This is a genomic window from Streptomyces daliensis, assembly GCF_054782395.1.
Genome location: NZ_BAAGSO010000118.1, coordinates 357,026 through 372,877, shown reverse-complemented (window position 1 = coordinate 372,877; position 15,852 = coordinate 357,026). Strand labels below are relative to the sequence as shown.

Genomic DNA, 15,852 nt, shown 5'->3' with positions numbered 1-15,852 from the left:
CCCGGCCGCCCCGTCTGCGCGGGACGGCCGGGGGGCCTCACCCGTTGCAGCGCTGGTCGCGGGGCCGCAGGAGCAGGCGTCGCGCCGTGTTCCGCTCGACCGCTTCCCGCCCGTACACCAGCGGGAACGCGCCGTCCGACGCCCACGGCCCGAACAGGTCCGCGTGGTGCGGGCTCCCCGGGACGCCCGACTGGCCCGGCGCGTTCATGGCCACCGACGCGTCCCAGTCACCCACGTCCACGACCAGCCGGAAGGTGGCCCCCGCCGTCTGGCGGAAGTCGGCACCGTACGTGGCGGCGCCGACGGTGTCACCGCTGCCGCCCCGCTCGGCAGGCCCCACGACGGCCCACTCCGGCAGTTCCTCGCCCCGCTCCTTCGCCGCCTCCCGCAACAGCCCCGTGAGCGGGTGCCGCAGCAGGGCACGGTGCAGGTCTCCCCAGCGCCAGGCGTCCCTGTCCTGGCCCAGCAGTTCCTCCAGCTCGGTCACCGCACCCGCGAGCGAGCCGAGGAGCAGGGCGGGGAGCGTCTCCGCGGGGCGCGGGCCGAGCCGTTCGCCCGGGTCGAGCAGCAGGTCCAGGTCCACCCGTGCGTCGGCCGAGGCGTCCTCGGCGGGCAGCACGCGGGCCAGCGCCCGTTCGACGGCCGCCTCCGCACCCTGCGTTTCCGTGGCCTCGTCCCGTTCCCCGCCGTCCCCCGACGCCAGCGCCTGCCGCAGCGCGGTGCGCAGCAGGGACGGGCGCAGATGCCGCCTGTGCCACACCTCGTACAGCGCGGCGGCTGCCGACCCTGGCGCGAGCACCGCGTCCCACCCCCGCAGCAGCTCCAGCGCCCACCGCACCCGCTCGTCCGCGCTGTCCAGCCCGTCGAGCAGCGGCAGCACGGCCCGCGCGGGCACGCTGAGCTGGTCCGTCTGGAGCGCCACGCAGTCCTGGACGCTCCAGTCGGCGCGCTCCGCCAGTTGTTCGCAGATGCGCTGGTGGCGGTAGGGCGCGTACCAGTCGTAGGTGACGGTGCGTTCGTCGTTCGGGTAGCCGGGCGGCAGGTTGAGCTGGTTCGCCGTGGCGAACCAGCCCGCCTCCGGGTCGCGTACGGAGGGCAGCGCATCCGGGCCGTGGAAGCCCGCCCACTCGTAGCGGCCGTCACCGGGGACGGGCAGTGTCCCGTCCCAGTTGGGGCGCACCGGAACCCGTCCGGCCGGGCGCCACCCGATGGTGCCGTCCGGCGCCGCGTATACCTGGTTCTCGCCCGGCGCGCCCCACCTGCGCATCGCGGCGGTGAAGGCGTCGGGGTCCTTCGCGCCCATGTAGTCCATGCTGCCCAGATACGGGGCCATGCCGGGCTCCAGCCAGGCGGCCCGTACCGCGAACGCCGCGTTCCGCTCCGGGGTCTCGCACACGACGGGCCCGTGCCGGGTGAACCACAGCTCGGCCTCGACGGGTTCGCCGTCCTTCACCGGGATGCGCTCGGCCACCCTGACCATGGGCTCCCAGCGCCCCTCGTACCAGTAGGCGCGGGGGTCGTCCGGGTGCGTGCGGTAGACGTACAGGTCCTCCTGGTCGATGGGGAAGATCGTCAGGCCGAACGCGATGTGCCCGTTGTGCCCGATGGAGACGCCCGGCAGCGCTGGCTCGCCGCCGCCGATGACGTCGAGGCCCGGCGCCGACAGGTGCGCGAGGTAGCGCAGCGAGGGCAGCGTCACGGCCCGGTGCGGGTCGTTGGCCAGCAGTGGGCGGCCCGTCGCGGTACGGGAGGGGCCCAGCACCCAGTTGTTGCTGCCGTCGATGCCCTGACGCGGCGCGGCGGGCGGCGCACCGGGGGGCGCGGCCCACGGAGGAGTGGTCGCCAGCCGGTACACGCGCAGCACGTCGTCGGGGATGACGGACAGATCGAGCCCCTCCGGCACCCGCAGCGCGTGCGGCGCCGGCTCGCGCTTCTTGCGCAGCTCCTCGGCCGCAGGGCCGTGGTCGCGCAGAGTCAGCGCCCTGGAGACCTCGTCCTGGAGGTTGTAGTAGAGCCCGTGGCTGCGGACACGGGCCACATCGGACGGCTCCCAGCGCGCGGGCTCGTAGCCGAGGAGCGTGAACTCGGGCGGCAGCAGGGCCGGTTGGCTGCGGCACAGCTCGACGAAGGCGTTGATGCCGCTCACGAACGCGCCGGTGACCCGCTCGGTGTGCTCGCCGTAGGCGCGCCACTCCTCGGCCATGCCGCCCCGGTACAGGAACAGCCGTGCCGCGCGGTCGTGTTCGGCGTACTCGGCGCCGAACACCTCGGCCAGCAGCCCGAGTCCGCGCCTGCGCCACAGGTCGATCTGGAAGAGCCGGTCGCGGGCCGCGTTGAAGCCCTGGGCGAGGAAGAGGTCGTCCCGCGAGGAGGCGTACAGGTGCGGGACGCCCCACCGGTCGATCAGGATCTCCACGGGATGGTCCAGCCCCGGCACCTCGAAGACCGTCACGTCGCCGTCGTTCATGTCGTGCGTCGCGTTCATGTCGTGCGTCGTGCTCACGCTTTCTTCTCCTCCTCGTGGACGCGCTCGTCGCCCGTACGGGTGGTGTGCGCCGGGCGGCGCGTGAGGGTCAGTGCCAGGACGACGGCGAGGTTGGCGGCGAGGGCGATGATGCCTCCGTTGACGCCGTGCCACGGGTCGTTGTCCGAGGCCCACAGCGCCGTCATCACCGCCAGCCCTACGGCCATCCCCGACACGGCGGCGCGCGCGGTCATCCGAGGCCAGAACAGCGCGAGGAGGACGGTGGGCACCAGCTGAGCGAGCCCCTCGTAGGAGAGGACGGACAACTGCACCAGCGTGTTGGGGTAGAAGAGGCTGCCCGCGAGGGCGATCAGCCCGGCGAGGAAGCACACGAGCTGCGAGAGGCGTTTGGTGCGGACGTCGTCGGCGGGGCCGCTCCCCCTGCGCCGGGAGCGCGGGTCGGCGCCGTTGCCGCCGCCGAGCAGGGTGCGGCCCCACAGGGTGCCGATGGCGAGCATGAACACGCTCATGGGCACGATGGCCGAGAGCGCGCCCGCAACCCCGATCACGGCGACGACCGGAGCGGGCAGCGAGTCGGTGACGAGGCGGAACAGCGCCAGATCGGGGTTGTCCAGGTGGGGGAGCGCGAACAGCGCCGTGGCGCCGACCATCATCGGGATGAACAGCAGCAGTTGGTACCAGGGCAGCAGCAGCGCGTTGCGGCGCAGCGCGTTCGGTGACCGCGCGCTGAGATACCCCGCGACGGTGGTCGGGAAGATCGTGATGGTCACCGCGTTGAGCAGCAGCGTGCTGACGAACCAGGTGCCGTTCAGCCCGCCCGACTCGTGCCCGGGGAAGGTCAGCCACTCGGGCTTCTCGGCCACCATCCGGTGCATGAGGTCGCCGAAGCCGTCGAGGTAGTGCAGCGGCACGTACACCGCGAGGAACACCACGGCGGCGATCACCAGCACGTCCTTGAGCGCGCTGACCCACGCGGAGCCGCGCAGCCCCGAGACCAGGATGAACACCTCGGCGACGACGAAGGAGACGACGGCGGCGACACGCAGATCGACGCTCCCGTACGTCATCGCGTTCACCACCACGCCCATGCCCTGGATCTGCACCTGGATGTACGGGACGAGGAAGACCGTGGCCACGACCGCGACGAGGATGCCCACGGGGCGGGAGCGGAAGCGGTGTTCGGCCATGTCGGCGATGGAGATGAGGCGGTGCCGGGAGGCGTACGTCCACAGCGCGGGGCCCACGACGTAGGCGACGGCGAAGCCGACCGTCAGATACGCGACGAGGTAGAGGATCGGCACGCCGTAGGAGTACGACCAGCCCGCGGTACCGAGGAAGGAGAAGCTGGTGTAGGTCTCACCGGCCATCAGCAGCCAGATGAACATCACGCCCAGCCCGCGGCTGGAGACCGACCACTCGGCGAGCCCCTTGTCGCGGCCCCGGGCGCTCAGCACGCCGATGAGGATGGTGGCGACCATGGCGAGGCCGAAGATGGTCGTGGCGACCGCGGCGGATCCGCTCATCGGACGTCTCCCTTCCCGGTCTCGCTCCCGGTCTCCGCGCCGTCGGCGGGGATCGGCTCGATCGCGTTCGTGCGGTACGCGGGGTCGAGGCGCGCGGTGAGCCAGATGACGAAGGGGCTGATCACCGTCGCGGCGATCACCCAGAAGAGGAGGAAGGGGATGCCCAGCACCCGCGGTTCGACGCGGTTGGCCACCAGCGGCGCCGCGCAGTACAGCGCGGCGGGCACGAGCAGCAGCCACAGCGCGTGCCGGCGCGGGCGTACGGCGGGCAGTTCGTCGAACGGGAGCGGCCCTGGCTCCTGGGGGCCCTCCAGCCCTCCGTCCTCGGTGGTGGGGGACATGACACTCCTTCTCGGGGCTTGGACGGCCGGTGGGTCGGTGGGACGCGTCAGACGGACGGCTCGTAGCGGCCGTCGACCGCCGTCCAGCCGCCGTCGACCGTCAGCACGCTTCCGGTGACGAAGGTGGCGGCGTCGGAGACGAGATACGCGACGGCGCCCGCGATCTCCTGGGGATGGGCCCAGCGCTGGAGCGCCGACGCCCGCGCGTAGGCGTCGTACCAGGCGGGGTCGGCGGCGATCTGGTCGGTGAGCGGGGTCCGCACGACGCCGGGCGCCACGGCGTTGAACCGCACGCCCCGCGGCCCCCACTCGGCGGCGGCCGTCCGCAGAAACTGCACCAGACCTGCCTTCGACGCCGCGTACACGCTCTGGCCCGGCTCCACCTGGAAGGCGCGCATCGAAGCGAGCCCGACGACGCTGCCGCCGCCGCGTGCGGCCATGCCCGGCGCGACGGACTGGATCAGCGAGAGGTACGCGCGCAGGTTGAGCGCGAGCACGCGGTCGAACTCGTCGAGGGTGTAGTCGGCGATCCGCTTGCGCACGTTGACGCCGACGGTCACGACGAGACCGTCCAGCGGCCCCCACCGGTCGGCAGCGGTGCGGACGGCGTCGCTGTCGAGGACGTCCAGCGGGTACGGGGTCGCACGGCCGTGCGTGGGGGAGTCGGCCGCGGCGATCCTCGCCGTCTCCGCCGCGCCCTCCGGGTCCCGGTCGGCCACGATCACCTCGGCACCCTGCGAGGCCAGCGCGCGTACGGACTCACGCCCGATGCCGCTGGCCCCACCGACGACGGCTACGCGCCGCCCGTCGAGCCGGAACAGCTCCGCGTACGGGACGGGGGCGGCGGCGGTGGCGCGGGGTGCGTCGTCCGCGCGGGCGGGGTCTGCCGCGCGGGCCGCGTCCCCCCTGTTGCCGGGGTCGCCTGTACGGGTCGGGCCCGTCGTGTGGGCGGGTTCTGCCGTGCGGGACGTGTCCGTCTCGCGCGTCCTGTTCGTCGTGCCAGGTGCCTCGGGGGTGCCGTCCGTCTTCGCTGTCACCGTCTCCACCTCTCCGTCGTACCGTCCGTCGTGGCGGCGGCCCGCGAGGTCACCGTGCTGCCGGTTCCGGGCCGCTCATGGCCCGGCGTGCCACGCCCCGCGCATCGTGCGCGGCAGGCGCGTCTCATGGGCGGATCACCGCCATCCGGGTCACCGTCAGCTCCTCTATCGCGAACCGTGGTCCCTCGCGGCCGATGCCGGAGTCCTTGACGCCGCCGTACGGGGCGATGTCGCAGCGGTAGCCGGGGACCTCGTTGATCACGACGCCGCCGACGTCCAGGGTGTCGATCGCGCGGAAGGCCGCGCCCAGGTCGCGGGTGAAGACCGCGGCGTGCAGCCCGTAACGGCTCGCGTTCACCAGCGCGTACGCCGCGTCCAGGTCCGGCACCGTGCGCAGGGCGACCAGCGGGCCGAAGACCTCCTCGTCCCAGACGTGCAGCCCGCCGGGCACGTCCGGTACGTCGGCGAGCAGCGTCGGCTCGACGCACCGGCCGACGCTCCCCGCCCCCTCGCCGCCTTCGGGAGCAAGCGCGCCGCCGTGCACGAGCCTGGCCCCCGCCTCGCGGGCCGCGTCGATCCACGCGAGCACGCGCTCCGTCGCCGCGCCGTCGATCAGCGCGGCGACCCGCGTCCCCTCCTCGCGGGGGTCGCCGACGGTGACCCCGGGCAGCCGTGCGGCGATCCGCCGCTCCAGCTCGGCCGCGATCTCCGCGACGGCGATCACCCGCTGTACGGAGATGCACGCCTGGCCCGAGGCGTAGAAGCCGCCGCGCACGACGGCGTCGGCCGCCGCGTCGAGATCCGCGTCGGCGGCCACCACCAGGGCCGCGTTGGAGCCGAGTTCGAGCACCACCTTGCGCGGCGCCGCGTCCCGCGCGATGCGGTGGCCGACGGCGGCAGAGCCCGTGAAGGAAACCGCCGCCACATCGGGGTGCGTGGTCAGCGTCCGCCCCACCTCCGCGTCGCCGGTGACGAGCTGCACCGCGCCCTCCGGCGCACCGGCCGCGGCGAGCCGCTCGCGCACCAGGTGCACCAGCCACAGCGTGGCCAGCGGAGTGGCGGGCGCGGGCTTCACGATGACGGGGCAGCCCGCGGCCAGCGCCGGGGCGATCTTGTGGGAGGCCAGCATCATCGGATAGTTGAACCCGGCGATGCCCACGACGACGCCGATGGGGCGCCGGGTCCAGAAGCCGGTCATGCCGTCACCCGACGGCAGCAGGTCGAGCGGCACCGTCTCGCCGTGCGTGCGGGAGACCTCGTCGGCCGTGGCCTCCCAGGTGGCGATGGCCCGCAGCACCTCCGTACGGCAGTCGGCGCGGGGCTTGCCCGTCTCCAGGACGAGCAGGTCCTCCAGCTCGCCCGCGTGTTCCTCCAGCGCCGCCGCGACCCCGCACAGCACCCGCCGCCGCACCCGCGAGGAGAGCGCGGCCACGCGCGGGCGCAGCGCCGAGGCGGCCTCCACCGCGCGCCGCGCGAGTTGTGCGTCGCCGACGGGCGCCTGGCACACGGGGCTGCCGTCGTAGGGGAAGCGGACGGTCTCCGTGCGCTCCGTGCGCACCCATTCGCCGCCGACGGGCAGGCCGTCGGGGTACCGCGCCGCGTGCCCCCGCTCTGCCGCGCCGCTCATCGCGCGCTCTCCGCCGTGCCGGTGTTCAGGGGGCCACCCGTGAGGAAGTGGTGCGCGGCGGCGGCGTAGACGCGGGTGTACTCGCCGATCTCGCGCACCTCCACGTACTCGTCCTTCTGGTGCGCGATCCACTTGCCGCCGGGACCGTAGACGACGGTGGGCAGGCCCGCGTCGCGGGTGAGGATGGTGCCGTCCGTCGTGCCGGGGACGGCGCCGAAGGCCGGTGCCTCGCCGTGCACGAGCGAGTGCGCCGCGACCAGCCCGGCGACGACGGGGTGGTCCTCGGGCGTCTCGATCGCGGGCCGGTCGTCGACGACGGCCAGCTCGACGGTGACGCCCGCCTCCCGCGCGGCCTCCTCCGCGGCGCGCCGGACGCGGCCGATCAGTTCGGCGTGGTCCGTGCCGGGGATCGTGCGCACGTCGACGCCCACCAGGCCGTGGCCCGGGATGACGTTGAGCTGGGAGGGGTCGCCCGCGCGCAGCACGGTCGGGGTGACGGTGACCCTGCCCGCGTGCCGGTGGGTGCCGTAGCGCTCCTCGGCCCACTCCTGGACCCCGGCCAGCGCCGCGACGATCCGCGCCCCGGCCACGACCGGACTGCGCGCCTCCTGGGGCATGGCGCCGTGCGCCATCGCGCCCGTCAGGCCGAGGCGCAGCCGGATGCCGCCCCGCGCCGAGGTGCACACCTCGTACCCCTCGGGCTCGCAGACGACGACGCCGTCCACCTCCGCCGCGAGGGGCGAGGCCGCGAACGCCTTGGCGCCCAGCATCATGCCCTCCTCGTCGCACAGCACCCCGAGCACGATCCGGCCGGGGAAGGGGCCCGCCTCCTGGAGTGCGCGCACGCCGTAGATCATCGCCGCCACGCCCGACTTCATGTCGGCGGCGCCACGGCCCCACAGCTTTCCGTCGCGGATCTCGGCTCCGTACGGGTCGACGGACCAGTCGGCCGCGTCCCCCTCGGTGACGACGTCGATGTGCCCCTCGAACATGAGGGTCGGCCCGTCCCCTCCGCCGCCCTCGACGACGGCGACGACGTTCGGGCGCCCGGGGGCCACCTCCACCACCTCGTGCTCCCAGCCGAACCTGCGGAAGAGCCGGGTGACGACCTCGGCGGCCGGACGCTCGACGTCCGTGGCCCCCTCGGCATTGACCGTGCGCAGCCGCACCAGCTCCCGGGCGAGGGCGACGGCGGCCTCCTCGTCGGCCCCGGAGACGTACGAGGGCGGGGTGACGTGCGAGGGCGCGTCCGGGCCGGTGGGACGGGTTGGACCGGTCGGGCTGGAATGCATGGAACCCTCCAATAGTCCTGGTCAGAAGGCCAGTTCACTGGTCAGACCAGATGATCTCCCGTACTCTGCTAGCGCGCTCAGGCGTGGGTCAAGAGGGCGGCAGGGGCGATCCACGCAGGCCCGGGCCGCCGGGACCGCCAGAACCGCCGGGACCGAGACGGAACAGTGAGGGACGACGATGTCCGCCGACGGAGCGACATTCCAGCCCGTGGAGCCCGTACGCGCTTATCAGCGCGTGGCAGAGCAGATCGAGGAGCGCATCCTCAGCGGCGAGCTGCCCGCCGGGGCACGGCTGCCCGCCGAGCGTGAACTCGTGAACCAGTTCGCCGTGGGCCGCTCCACGGTCCGCGAGGCGCTGCGCGTCCTCCAGTCCGCCGGACTGGTGCGCTCGCGCCCCGGCGACCCCCTGGGCGCCGAGGTGCTGGGCGTCTCGCCCGACAACCTGAGCAGGGCGCTGGGACGGCTCACCCGGTCCCATGTGTCCACGCTGGGCGAACTGGTGCAGTTCCGGATGGTCCTGGACGCCGAGAGCAACCGGCTGGCCGCGCGGCTGCACGGCGAGGACGACCTCGCGCGGATGGCCGAGCAGATAGCCAGGATGGAGACCCTGAAGGGGGACGAGCGGGCCGGGCCGCACGCGTTCAGCGAGGCCGACGCGCTCTTCCACCAGGCCGTCGCGCGGGCGAGCCGCAACTCCCTGCTGGGGCTGTGCGCGCGGGCCGTGCACGACGCGGTGGTGGAGGTCATCGAGGGGAAGATCGCCACCGCCGTCGATGCCACCGCGTGGATGGAGCGCTCCATCGCGCACCACCGCCAGGTCCTGGACGCGATCCGCTCGGGCGACGGCGAACGGGCCGCGCGGCTCGGCCGCCAGGCGTTGTACGACTACTACGCGGACCACGTCGAGGAGGAGACCCGCGAGCTGCTCACGGCGGCGCTGGAGGACCGCTGAGCGGTCGGCGGGCGTCCCGCGGCGGGCGCCCGGCGGCGACATGGCGCCGGGGGCGTGCGCGGCGCGGGTCGGTAGTGCGCCTGAGGTACGGAAAAGAGCGGAGCGCCGTATCAGCCGTTTCGGCGGACATGTGGCGACAAGCGCCTCATCTCTTGCGTGCCCCATGAAACGGCACGAAGCTCGCCGTCATGGCCGAAGCCGAACCGCACTGCTCGAAGTGCTGCCCGGTGGAACCGCCCAAGCCGGACCCGCCGGAGCCGATCCCCAGCCAGGCGGCGGCGTGGCTGCTCCTCATCGTCGTCCTCGTGCTCGGCGGCTACGCGGGGCTGATGTACGTGGCGAGCCAGGTCTTCGCCTGACCCTGTGCGCCCGGTGCGCGGTGGCTCAGGCCGCCGCGCTGTCGAGGGTGCCGTCGTTCGCCTTCCACCGCACGGCCTCCTCGGCCTCCTGGAGCACCCGCTCCGCGACGGCCCGCACGTCTGCCGGAACGTCGCCCAGCTCGTCCACGAGTTCCTCGTAGATCGGGGGGTGCTCGGTCTGCGCTGTGGTGGTGCTCATGTCTCGCGTCCTTCGTGTTCCTGGCCTGCTTACAGGCCACGAGCCGTGGCCGGCGGCACAGACTACACACAGCTCCGAGGGGCCCGCACCGGAGGGGGCGGGGCCCGATCGCCCAGGTCAGGAGGGTAGCGGACGTCTTCTAGGGGAGCATCCAGGCGAGGATGTGGGACTGGAGGAGGACGAGGAAACACATCACCAGGAGGAGCAACAGGCTCCAGGGCGCGGCCTTTCGGAACAGCACCGCCTCGCGCCCGACGAGACCCACGGCGGTGGCGGCGATGGTGAGGTTCTGCGGGCTGATCATCTTGCCCACGACACCGCCCGAGGTGTTCGCCGCGACCAGCAGCGTGGGATCGAGGCCCGCCTTGGCAGCGGCGGTCTGCTGGAGGGTCGCGAAGAGCGCGTTGGCCGAGGTGTCCGAGCCCGTCACGGCGGTGCCGAGCCAGCCGAGGATGGGCGAGAGGAAGGCGAAGGCCGCGCCCGTACCGGCGATCCAGGTGCCGATCGTGATCGTCTGCCCTGAAAGATTCATCACATAGGCGAGGGCCAGCACGGAGGCCACCGTCAGCAGCGCCCAGCGCAGGGTGACCACGGTGCTGACGAGTTCGCGGGCCGCGCGGGCGGGGCCGATGCGGTAGACGGCGGCGACGAGGATGCCGCACAGCAGCAGGAGCGAACCGGGCGAGGACAGCCAGGGGAAGACGTAGGTGGTCGTCGACGAGGGGTCGCCGGCGGCGGTGAGGACCTCGCCGTCCAGTCCGGGCCACCGCACCTGGAGGTCGCTGTCGGCGAGGAACTCCTTGACGGTGTCCCACAGCTTCGCCACCGAGAAGACCGCGATCACGATGAGGTACGGCAGGAACGCCATCAGGACCCGCGCGTTGCCGAGGGGCGTGGTGGCACGCTCCGTGTCCGTGTCCGTGCCGGGCGCCGCGCCCCCGGCCCCGGCCTCCGGTCCGGCGGCCGGCCCGGCGGCCCCGGCACCGTCGCGCGTCACGACGCCGTCCCGCTCGTCGGCCTCGGCGCGCTCCGCCTCGGTGGCGCGGCGCAGGTCGGCCCGTACGCGCTCGCTGTCGCCCGGACGCCAGACGCGCAGGAACAGCACGACGGCGGCGAGGGCCACCAACGAGGCGATGATGTCCGTCAGTTCGACGGAGATGTAGTTGGCGCTGACGAACTGGGCGACGGCGAACGCGACCCCGCACACCAGCGCGACGGGCCACGTCTGGCGGATGCCGCGCACCCCGTCGACGAGGGCCACCAGCAGCACCGGCACGAACAGTGCGAGCAGTGGTGTCTGGCGGCCCACGTAGGCGCCGATGTCCTCGAACGGGATCTTGGTGAGGCTGCCAGCCGTGATGATCGGCGTGGCGATGGCGCCGAACGCGACGGGAGCCGTGTTGGCGACGAGCACGGTCACGGCGGCCCGTACCGGCGAGAAGCCGACGGCCATGAGCATCACGCCGGTGATGGCAACGGGCGCGCCGAACCCCGCCAGCGCCTCCAGCAGCGCGCCGAAGCAGAAGGCGATGATGAGGGCCTGTACCCGGGGGTCGTCGCTGACGAGGTTGAAGGCGCGCCGCAGATCCTCGAACCGCCCGCTCACGACCGTGAGTTGGTACACCCACAGCGCGGCGAGCACGATCCACATGATCGGGAACAGCCCGAAGGCCGCACCCTCGGTGCCCGACAGCACGGCGAGCCCCAGCGGCATCCCGTACGCGCCCACCGCCACGGCGATGGCCACGGCCAGCGCGGCCAGTCCGGCCCAGTGTGCCTTCAGCCGCAGCCCGCCCAGCAGTACGAACAGGGTCAGCAGCGGCAGTGCGGCGACGAGCGACGACAGCCCCAGGCTGTCCATGACGGGGGAGAGATCCGGCTGATACATGCGACCCTCGCTCAAGGCTTGCGCTCTGACCACGGACTGATCACTGCGCGCAAGCTAAGAAGGGCGCGGGACGCTTGTCCAGGGTTGCGACGAGAAAGAGCTGAGGCAGATGTGCACTTGCGAGGGTGCGCGGGCGTCTGACGGCTTCCCCGTGCGGGTCTCTCAGCCCTCCCCGGTTCCGCTTCCGGCTCCTGCCCCGGTTCCGCTTCCGGCGTCGGCGGCCCACGCGACATGGCCGTCGGGTCGCACGAGTGCCGCGCCGACTCCGCGCCACTCGGGGCGCTGGTCCGCCGGGACCGCCCGGCACGTGGTGAGGGGCCCGGAGAGGCCCAGGTGCGCGGCGGCCTTCTCCGCCGCCTCCTGATGACGGTGACGCGGCGCGAGGCCGGACCCGTCGTCTTCCCGCTCCGTGAGGAGGAGCAGCACCGGGCGCCCCGCAGCCTCCGTCAGCAGCCCGAACAGGCCGTCGTGGTGCGGCGGTTCCGCGAGGCGGAGGTCGGGGGCGCGGCTGCCGGTGAGCGGGTGGGCGCCGTCCGGGGCCGGGTAGCGCACGGAGAGCCCGGCGAGGCGTTCGGCCAGTTCCCTGGAGAAGCCGGGCACGGTGGCGATGAGTCGGCTGAGCACCGCGCGCAGTGCCTGCCCCTCGGGTGAGAACGCGGTCATCAGCGCCGTCTGCGCCCTGGTGTGCTCCAGCAACTCGGCGCCGACGGGGTGCCGTTCGCCGTGGTACGTGTCGAGCAGCGCCTCGGGCGCCCCGCCCCGCACCACGGCGGCCAGCTTCCAGCCCAGGTTGGCCGCGTCCTGGACGCCGACGTTGAGTCCTACGCCCCCGGTCGGGAAGTGCATGTGCGCCGCGTCGCCCGCGAGCAGCACCCGGCCGTCGCGGTAACGCTCGGCCTGGCGGGTGGCGTTGCCGAAGCGGGAGAGCCACAGGGGGTCCCGCATCCCGAAGTCGGTGCCCGCGATCCGCCGTACCTTGTCGCGCAGTTCACCGAGCGTCAGCTCGCCGGGCCAGTCGGGGCGCATGTCGTCGGGCCCGCCGCCGACGAGGCGGTGCACGCCGCCGGGCAGCGGCACGGCCATCATCCCGCCCTCCGGTGTCGCGAGGCTCATGGCTCCGGCGCGCGGCGGCTCGTCGAGCACCACGTCGCCGAGCCAGCCCCAGGTGGTCGTGTCGGTGCCGGGGAAGCCGATGCCCGCTTCCCCGCGCACGGTGCTGCCCGCCCCGTCGCAGCCCACGAGCCACCCTGCCGCCCAGGTACGGGCACCCTGCGGTCCCTCGGCCGTGACCGTGACGGAGTCCGCGTGCCGCGTCAGCCCCGTGACGCGATGGCCGCGCAGCACACGCACACCCTTGGCCAGCGCGTGTTCCTCCAGCAGTTCCTCGGTGACGGCCTGCGGCAGCGCGAGGGTGAAGGGGTACGGCGTGTCCAGTGGGCGGAAGTCCATCCGGTCGTCGAGCCCGCCGAAGTGGCCGTTAGGGATGCGCCGTCCCCGGGACAGGAAGGCGTCCGCGAGGCCCCGCTGGGCCAGCAGCTCCAGGGTGCGGGGGTGGAGGGTGAGCGCCTTCGAGTGCGGGGAGCGCCGCTCGCGGCTCTCCAGGACGGTGACCTCGGCGCCCCCGAGCCGCAGTTCGGCGGCCAGCCACAGCCCGACGGGTCCGGCCCCCGCGATGACGACGTCCTGCTCCATGATCCGTTCCTCCTCGGTGTCGCTTCTCACTTCTTGGTCAGTGACCAAGAAGTCTTCCGTCAGTAGACTAGGTCAGTGACCAAAAGGCAAGCGGAGGAGCCGGCCCGCACACGGCTCGACGTCGAAACGGTGGTCAGGACCGCGCTCGCGCTCCTGGAGGAGAAGGGCGCCGAGGCGGTCTCCCTGCGCGGCATCGCGCAGCGCCTGGGCGTACGGATGAACACGGTGCTGTGGCACGCCAAGACCAAGACGCGGCTGCTGGAGCTGATGGCGGACGCGATCGTGGCGGGCGTCCGTCTCGACGGGCTGCCCGACGCCTGGGACCCGCGCGTCCGCGAACTCGTCCGCCGCTACCGCCGCGCCCTGCTGGCGCACCGGGACGGCGCCAGGATCGTGGCCGGTACGTACGCGGCCGAGCCCGCCACCTTCCGCGCCGCCGAGGCCCTGGTCCAGGCGCTGCTCGACGGCGGCCTCGGGGAGCGCGAGGCCGCCTGGACCTGCTGGACGCTGATCTACTTCGCGCTGGGCCTCACGCAGGAGGAACAGTCCTTCCCCGCCGAGTCGGGGCACCGCTTCGCGCGGAGACTGGCTGACGGGGACGACGGGACCGACGGAGCCGACGGGGCCGAGGGGGCCGACGGGGAGTACCCCGCGCTGTCCCGCGTCATGGCGCACTTCGGCGGCGGGTCCTTCGACGAGCGCTTCGAGTACGGCGTCTCCCGCATCCTCCAGAGCCCCGCATGACCCACGGAGCCCGCGGGACCCCTCCGCTCACGCGGCGCATACGGGCGGCATCCGGCTGCCTGCCCGCCGCTGCCGCCCCGGGCGACTTTTGCCGCGCAGCGCCCGGGCCGACGGCCACTCGCCGGGCTACGGTGGCAGGGTGACCGCCCATCATTCCTCCCTGCCACGCGCGGAGTTCGGCTTCCCCGGGCCGCTGCGCGACAAGCTCGTGAACGCGATCCTGGTCGGCGCGAAGACCGCGACGACGAGCCTGCTGGCCGACTACGAACGCGACGGCGAACCGCTGCCCGTCGTCGGCAACCGGTATGTCGTCATCGACTCCGACGAACGTCCCGTCGCCGTCATCCGGCTGACGGACGTACAGATCGTGCCGCTCACCGAGGTGGGGTGGGAGCACGTGCGCGACGAGGGCGAGGGCTATCGCTCGGTCGCCGAATGGCGCGGCGGGCACGAGGAGTTCTGGGAGAGCGACGAGGTCCGCGAGTCACTGGGCGACCCCGGCCTCACCGTCAACAACAACACCCTCGTCGTCGCCGAGCGCTTCCGCGTGATCGCGCTGCTCTGACCGCCCGTGACCGGCGCGGCGGTGGACACCCGGGCGGAGGCCGGAACGGGGGGGACGGCGCGGTGCCGCCATCCATGGGCACCCTCGGCGGGCACGGGACCCGTCGACGGACACAGGACCCCGTCAGGAAGCGTCGTCCCGTCGCCCGGCGAGGGCGTGCCGCTGCCGGAACAGCCACGTGGCCACCGAGGCGACGACGAGGACCACGCAGCAGGCGAACACGATGCCCGCGTCGCGCAGCCCGATGCCCGTACTGAGCGCGCCGACCCCGACGACGGGCAGGGAGATGCCCGTATAGGCGACGACGAAGAAGGCGGAGATCGTGCCGCCCCTGTGCTCCGGAGGCGCGGCGCGGCTCAGCGTGGTCATGCCCGAGCGGAACGCCAGCCCCTGCCCGACGCCGCCCACCACGGCGCCCGCCACCAGCATCGCCAGCGAGGTCAGCGCCAGGGAGCCGCCCACCAGCAGCATCCCCGCGACCAGCACCAGGCACCCCCACGGGAGGGCGCGTTCCACGCCCACGCGGCCCATCAGCGACTGCCCGGCCGTCGAGGCGCAGAAGAGGGAGAAGACGACGGCGCCGGAGACGGCGAGGTCGTCCACGTGCAGCGTCTCGTGCAGGAAGCTGGGCGCCACCGCCGTGAACAGGCCCAGCATCGAGAACCCGGCGAACGCGGCCAGCGCCACGGGCACGAACACCTGCCGCACCTCGGGCGGCACCCGCATGCCGCGCGGGCGCGGGACACGCGTCCCGCCGCCGGTGCGCGCGACCGTCTCGGGCAGCGCCAGCGTGACCCCGGCCGCGAGGACCAGCAGCACCAGGTGGACGAGGAACGGCAGCCGCAGCGGCCAGGGCGCGTACTGCGCCAGTACACCGGCGAGCAGCGGGCCGCAGCCCAGGCCGCCCATGTTGGCGGCGGTGGCAGCGAACCCGGCACGTGCCGCGCGCCCCTTCGGCGCCAGCTCCAGCACCATGGCCGTCGCCGCGCCGCTGAACAGGCCGGCGGAGAAGCCGGACAGCACCCGCCCCGTGAACAGCAGCGGCAGCCCGCCCGTGCCCTCGGACAGGAAGCACACCGCGCTCGCCGCCGAGAGGCCCAGCGCCGTCAGCAGCACGGGGCGCCGCCCGATGTCGTCCGAGGCGTTCC

General features: G+C 73.6%; 14 protein-coding genes. 4 read left to right on the top strand and 10 right to left on the bottom strand.

The window, feature by feature from the left end; translation table 11 throughout:
* Positions 1–37: 37 nt before the first annotated feature.
* The 6 genes from ACYVOO_RS33250 to ACYVOO_RS33225 form a co-directional block, all read right to left on the bottom strand.
* Entirely contained in the window at positions 38–2,503 is a 2,466-nt protein-coding gene (locus ACYVOO_RS33250; protein ID WP_461019428.1) for a penicillin acylase family protein, read from the bottom strand.
* The gene (locus ACYVOO_RS33245; RefSeq protein ID WP_461019427.1) at positions 2,500–4,008 is read right to left on the bottom strand and encodes a sodium:solute symporter family protein; all 1,509 of its coding nucleotides are present in this window, start codon (positions 4,006–4,008) and stop codon (positions 2,500–2,502) included. Before ACYVOO_RS33245 ends, ACYVOO_RS33250 begins: the two co-directional genes overlap by 4 nt.
* Positions 4,005–4,349 (bottom strand): DUF3311 domain-containing protein, encoded by a 345-nt coding sequence (locus ACYVOO_RS33240; RefSeq protein WP_461019426.1) that lies wholly within the window; start codon positions 4,347–4,349, stop codon positions 4,005–4,007. Before ACYVOO_RS33240 ends, ACYVOO_RS33245 begins: the two co-directional genes overlap by 4 nt.
* A gap of 47 nt (positions 4,350–4,396) precedes the next feature.
* The gene (locus ACYVOO_RS33235) at positions 4,397–5,386 is read right to left on the bottom strand and encodes an SDR family NAD(P)-dependent oxidoreductase (protein ID WP_461019425.1); all 990 of its coding nucleotides are present in this window, start codon (positions 5,384–5,386) and stop codon (positions 4,397–4,399) included.
* A gap of 124 nt (positions 5,387–5,510) precedes the next feature.
* Positions 5,511–7,013, bottom strand: a complete 1,503-nt coding sequence (locus ACYVOO_RS33230) for an aldehyde dehydrogenase family protein (RefSeq protein WP_461019424.1) — start codon at positions 7,011–7,013, stop codon at positions 5,511–5,513.
* Positions 7,010–8,305 carry a M20 family metallopeptidase gene (locus ACYVOO_RS33225; RefSeq protein ID WP_461019423.1) on the bottom strand — a complete coding sequence of 432 codons (1,296 nt, stop codon included), beginning with the start codon at positions 8,303–8,305 and terminating at the stop codon, positions 7,010–7,012. The genes ACYVOO_RS33230 and ACYVOO_RS33225 overlap by 4 nt, the downstream gene beginning before the upstream one ends.
* 178 nt (positions 8,306–8,483) lie before the next feature.
* On the opposite strand from ACYVOO_RS33225, the gene ACYVOO_RS33220 reads away from it, so the two are divergent.
* Both ACYVOO_RS33220 and ACYVOO_RS33215 read left to right on the top strand, forming a co-directional pair.
* The gene (locus tag ACYVOO_RS33220) at positions 8,484–9,257 is read left to right on the top strand and encodes a FadR/GntR family transcriptional regulator (protein WP_461019422.1); all 774 of its coding nucleotides are present in this window, start codon (positions 8,484–8,486) and stop codon (positions 9,255–9,257) included.
* A 188-nt stretch (positions 9,258–9,445) separates the two neighbouring features.
* Complete coding sequence (locus ACYVOO_RS33215; protein ID WP_461019421.1) at positions 9,446–9,616, top strand: hypothetical protein; 171 nt, start codon at positions 9,446–9,448, stop codon at positions 9,614–9,616.
* 25 nt (positions 9,617–9,641) lie between these two features.
* Here the strand turns inward: ACYVOO_RS33215 and ACYVOO_RS33210 are convergent, their stop codons facing one another.
* The 3 genes from ACYVOO_RS33210 to ACYVOO_RS33200 all read right to left on the bottom strand — a co-directional run bounded on the left by ACYVOO_RS33210 (position 9,642) and on the right by ACYVOO_RS33200 (position 13,395).
* On the bottom strand, positions 9,642–9,815 hold the full coding sequence (locus ACYVOO_RS33210) for a hypothetical protein (RefSeq protein ID WP_453345844.1): 174 nt from the start codon (positions 9,813–9,815) through the stop codon (positions 9,642–9,644).
* 139 nt (positions 9,816–9,954) lie between these two features.
* Complete coding sequence (locus ACYVOO_RS33205; RefSeq protein ID WP_461019420.1) at positions 9,955–11,703, bottom strand: L-lactate permease; 1,749 nt, start codon at positions 11,701–11,703, stop codon at positions 9,955–9,957.
* A gap of 162 nt (positions 11,704–11,865) precedes the next feature.
* Positions 11,866–13,395 (bottom strand): FAD-dependent monooxygenase, encoded by a 1,530-nt coding sequence (locus ACYVOO_RS33200; protein ID WP_461019477.1) that lies wholly within the window; start codon positions 13,393–13,395, stop codon positions 11,866–11,868.
* A gap of 75 nt (positions 13,396–13,470) precedes the next feature.
* Here ACYVOO_RS33200 and ACYVOO_RS33195 point away from each other — a divergent pair, with 75 nt between their 5' ends.
* The gene (locus tag ACYVOO_RS33195; RefSeq protein WP_461019419.1) at positions 13,471–14,139 is read left to right on the top strand and encodes a TetR/AcrR family transcriptional regulator C-terminal domain-containing protein; all 669 of its coding nucleotides are present in this window, start codon (positions 13,471–13,473) and stop codon (positions 14,137–14,139) included.
* Positions 14,140–14,278: 139 nt separating this feature from the next.
* A complete protein-coding gene (locus tag ACYVOO_RS33190) occupies positions 14,279–14,704 on the top strand; it encodes an ASCH domain-containing protein (RefSeq protein ID WP_461019418.1) in 426 nt (141 codons plus the stop codon).
* A 123-nt stretch (positions 14,705–14,827) separates the two neighbouring features.
* Here the strand turns inward: ACYVOO_RS33190 and ACYVOO_RS33185 are convergent.
* The coding region (locus ACYVOO_RS33185) for an MFS transporter (protein ID WP_461019417.1) at positions 14,828–15,852 on the bottom strand (1,025 nt) is incomplete at its 5' end.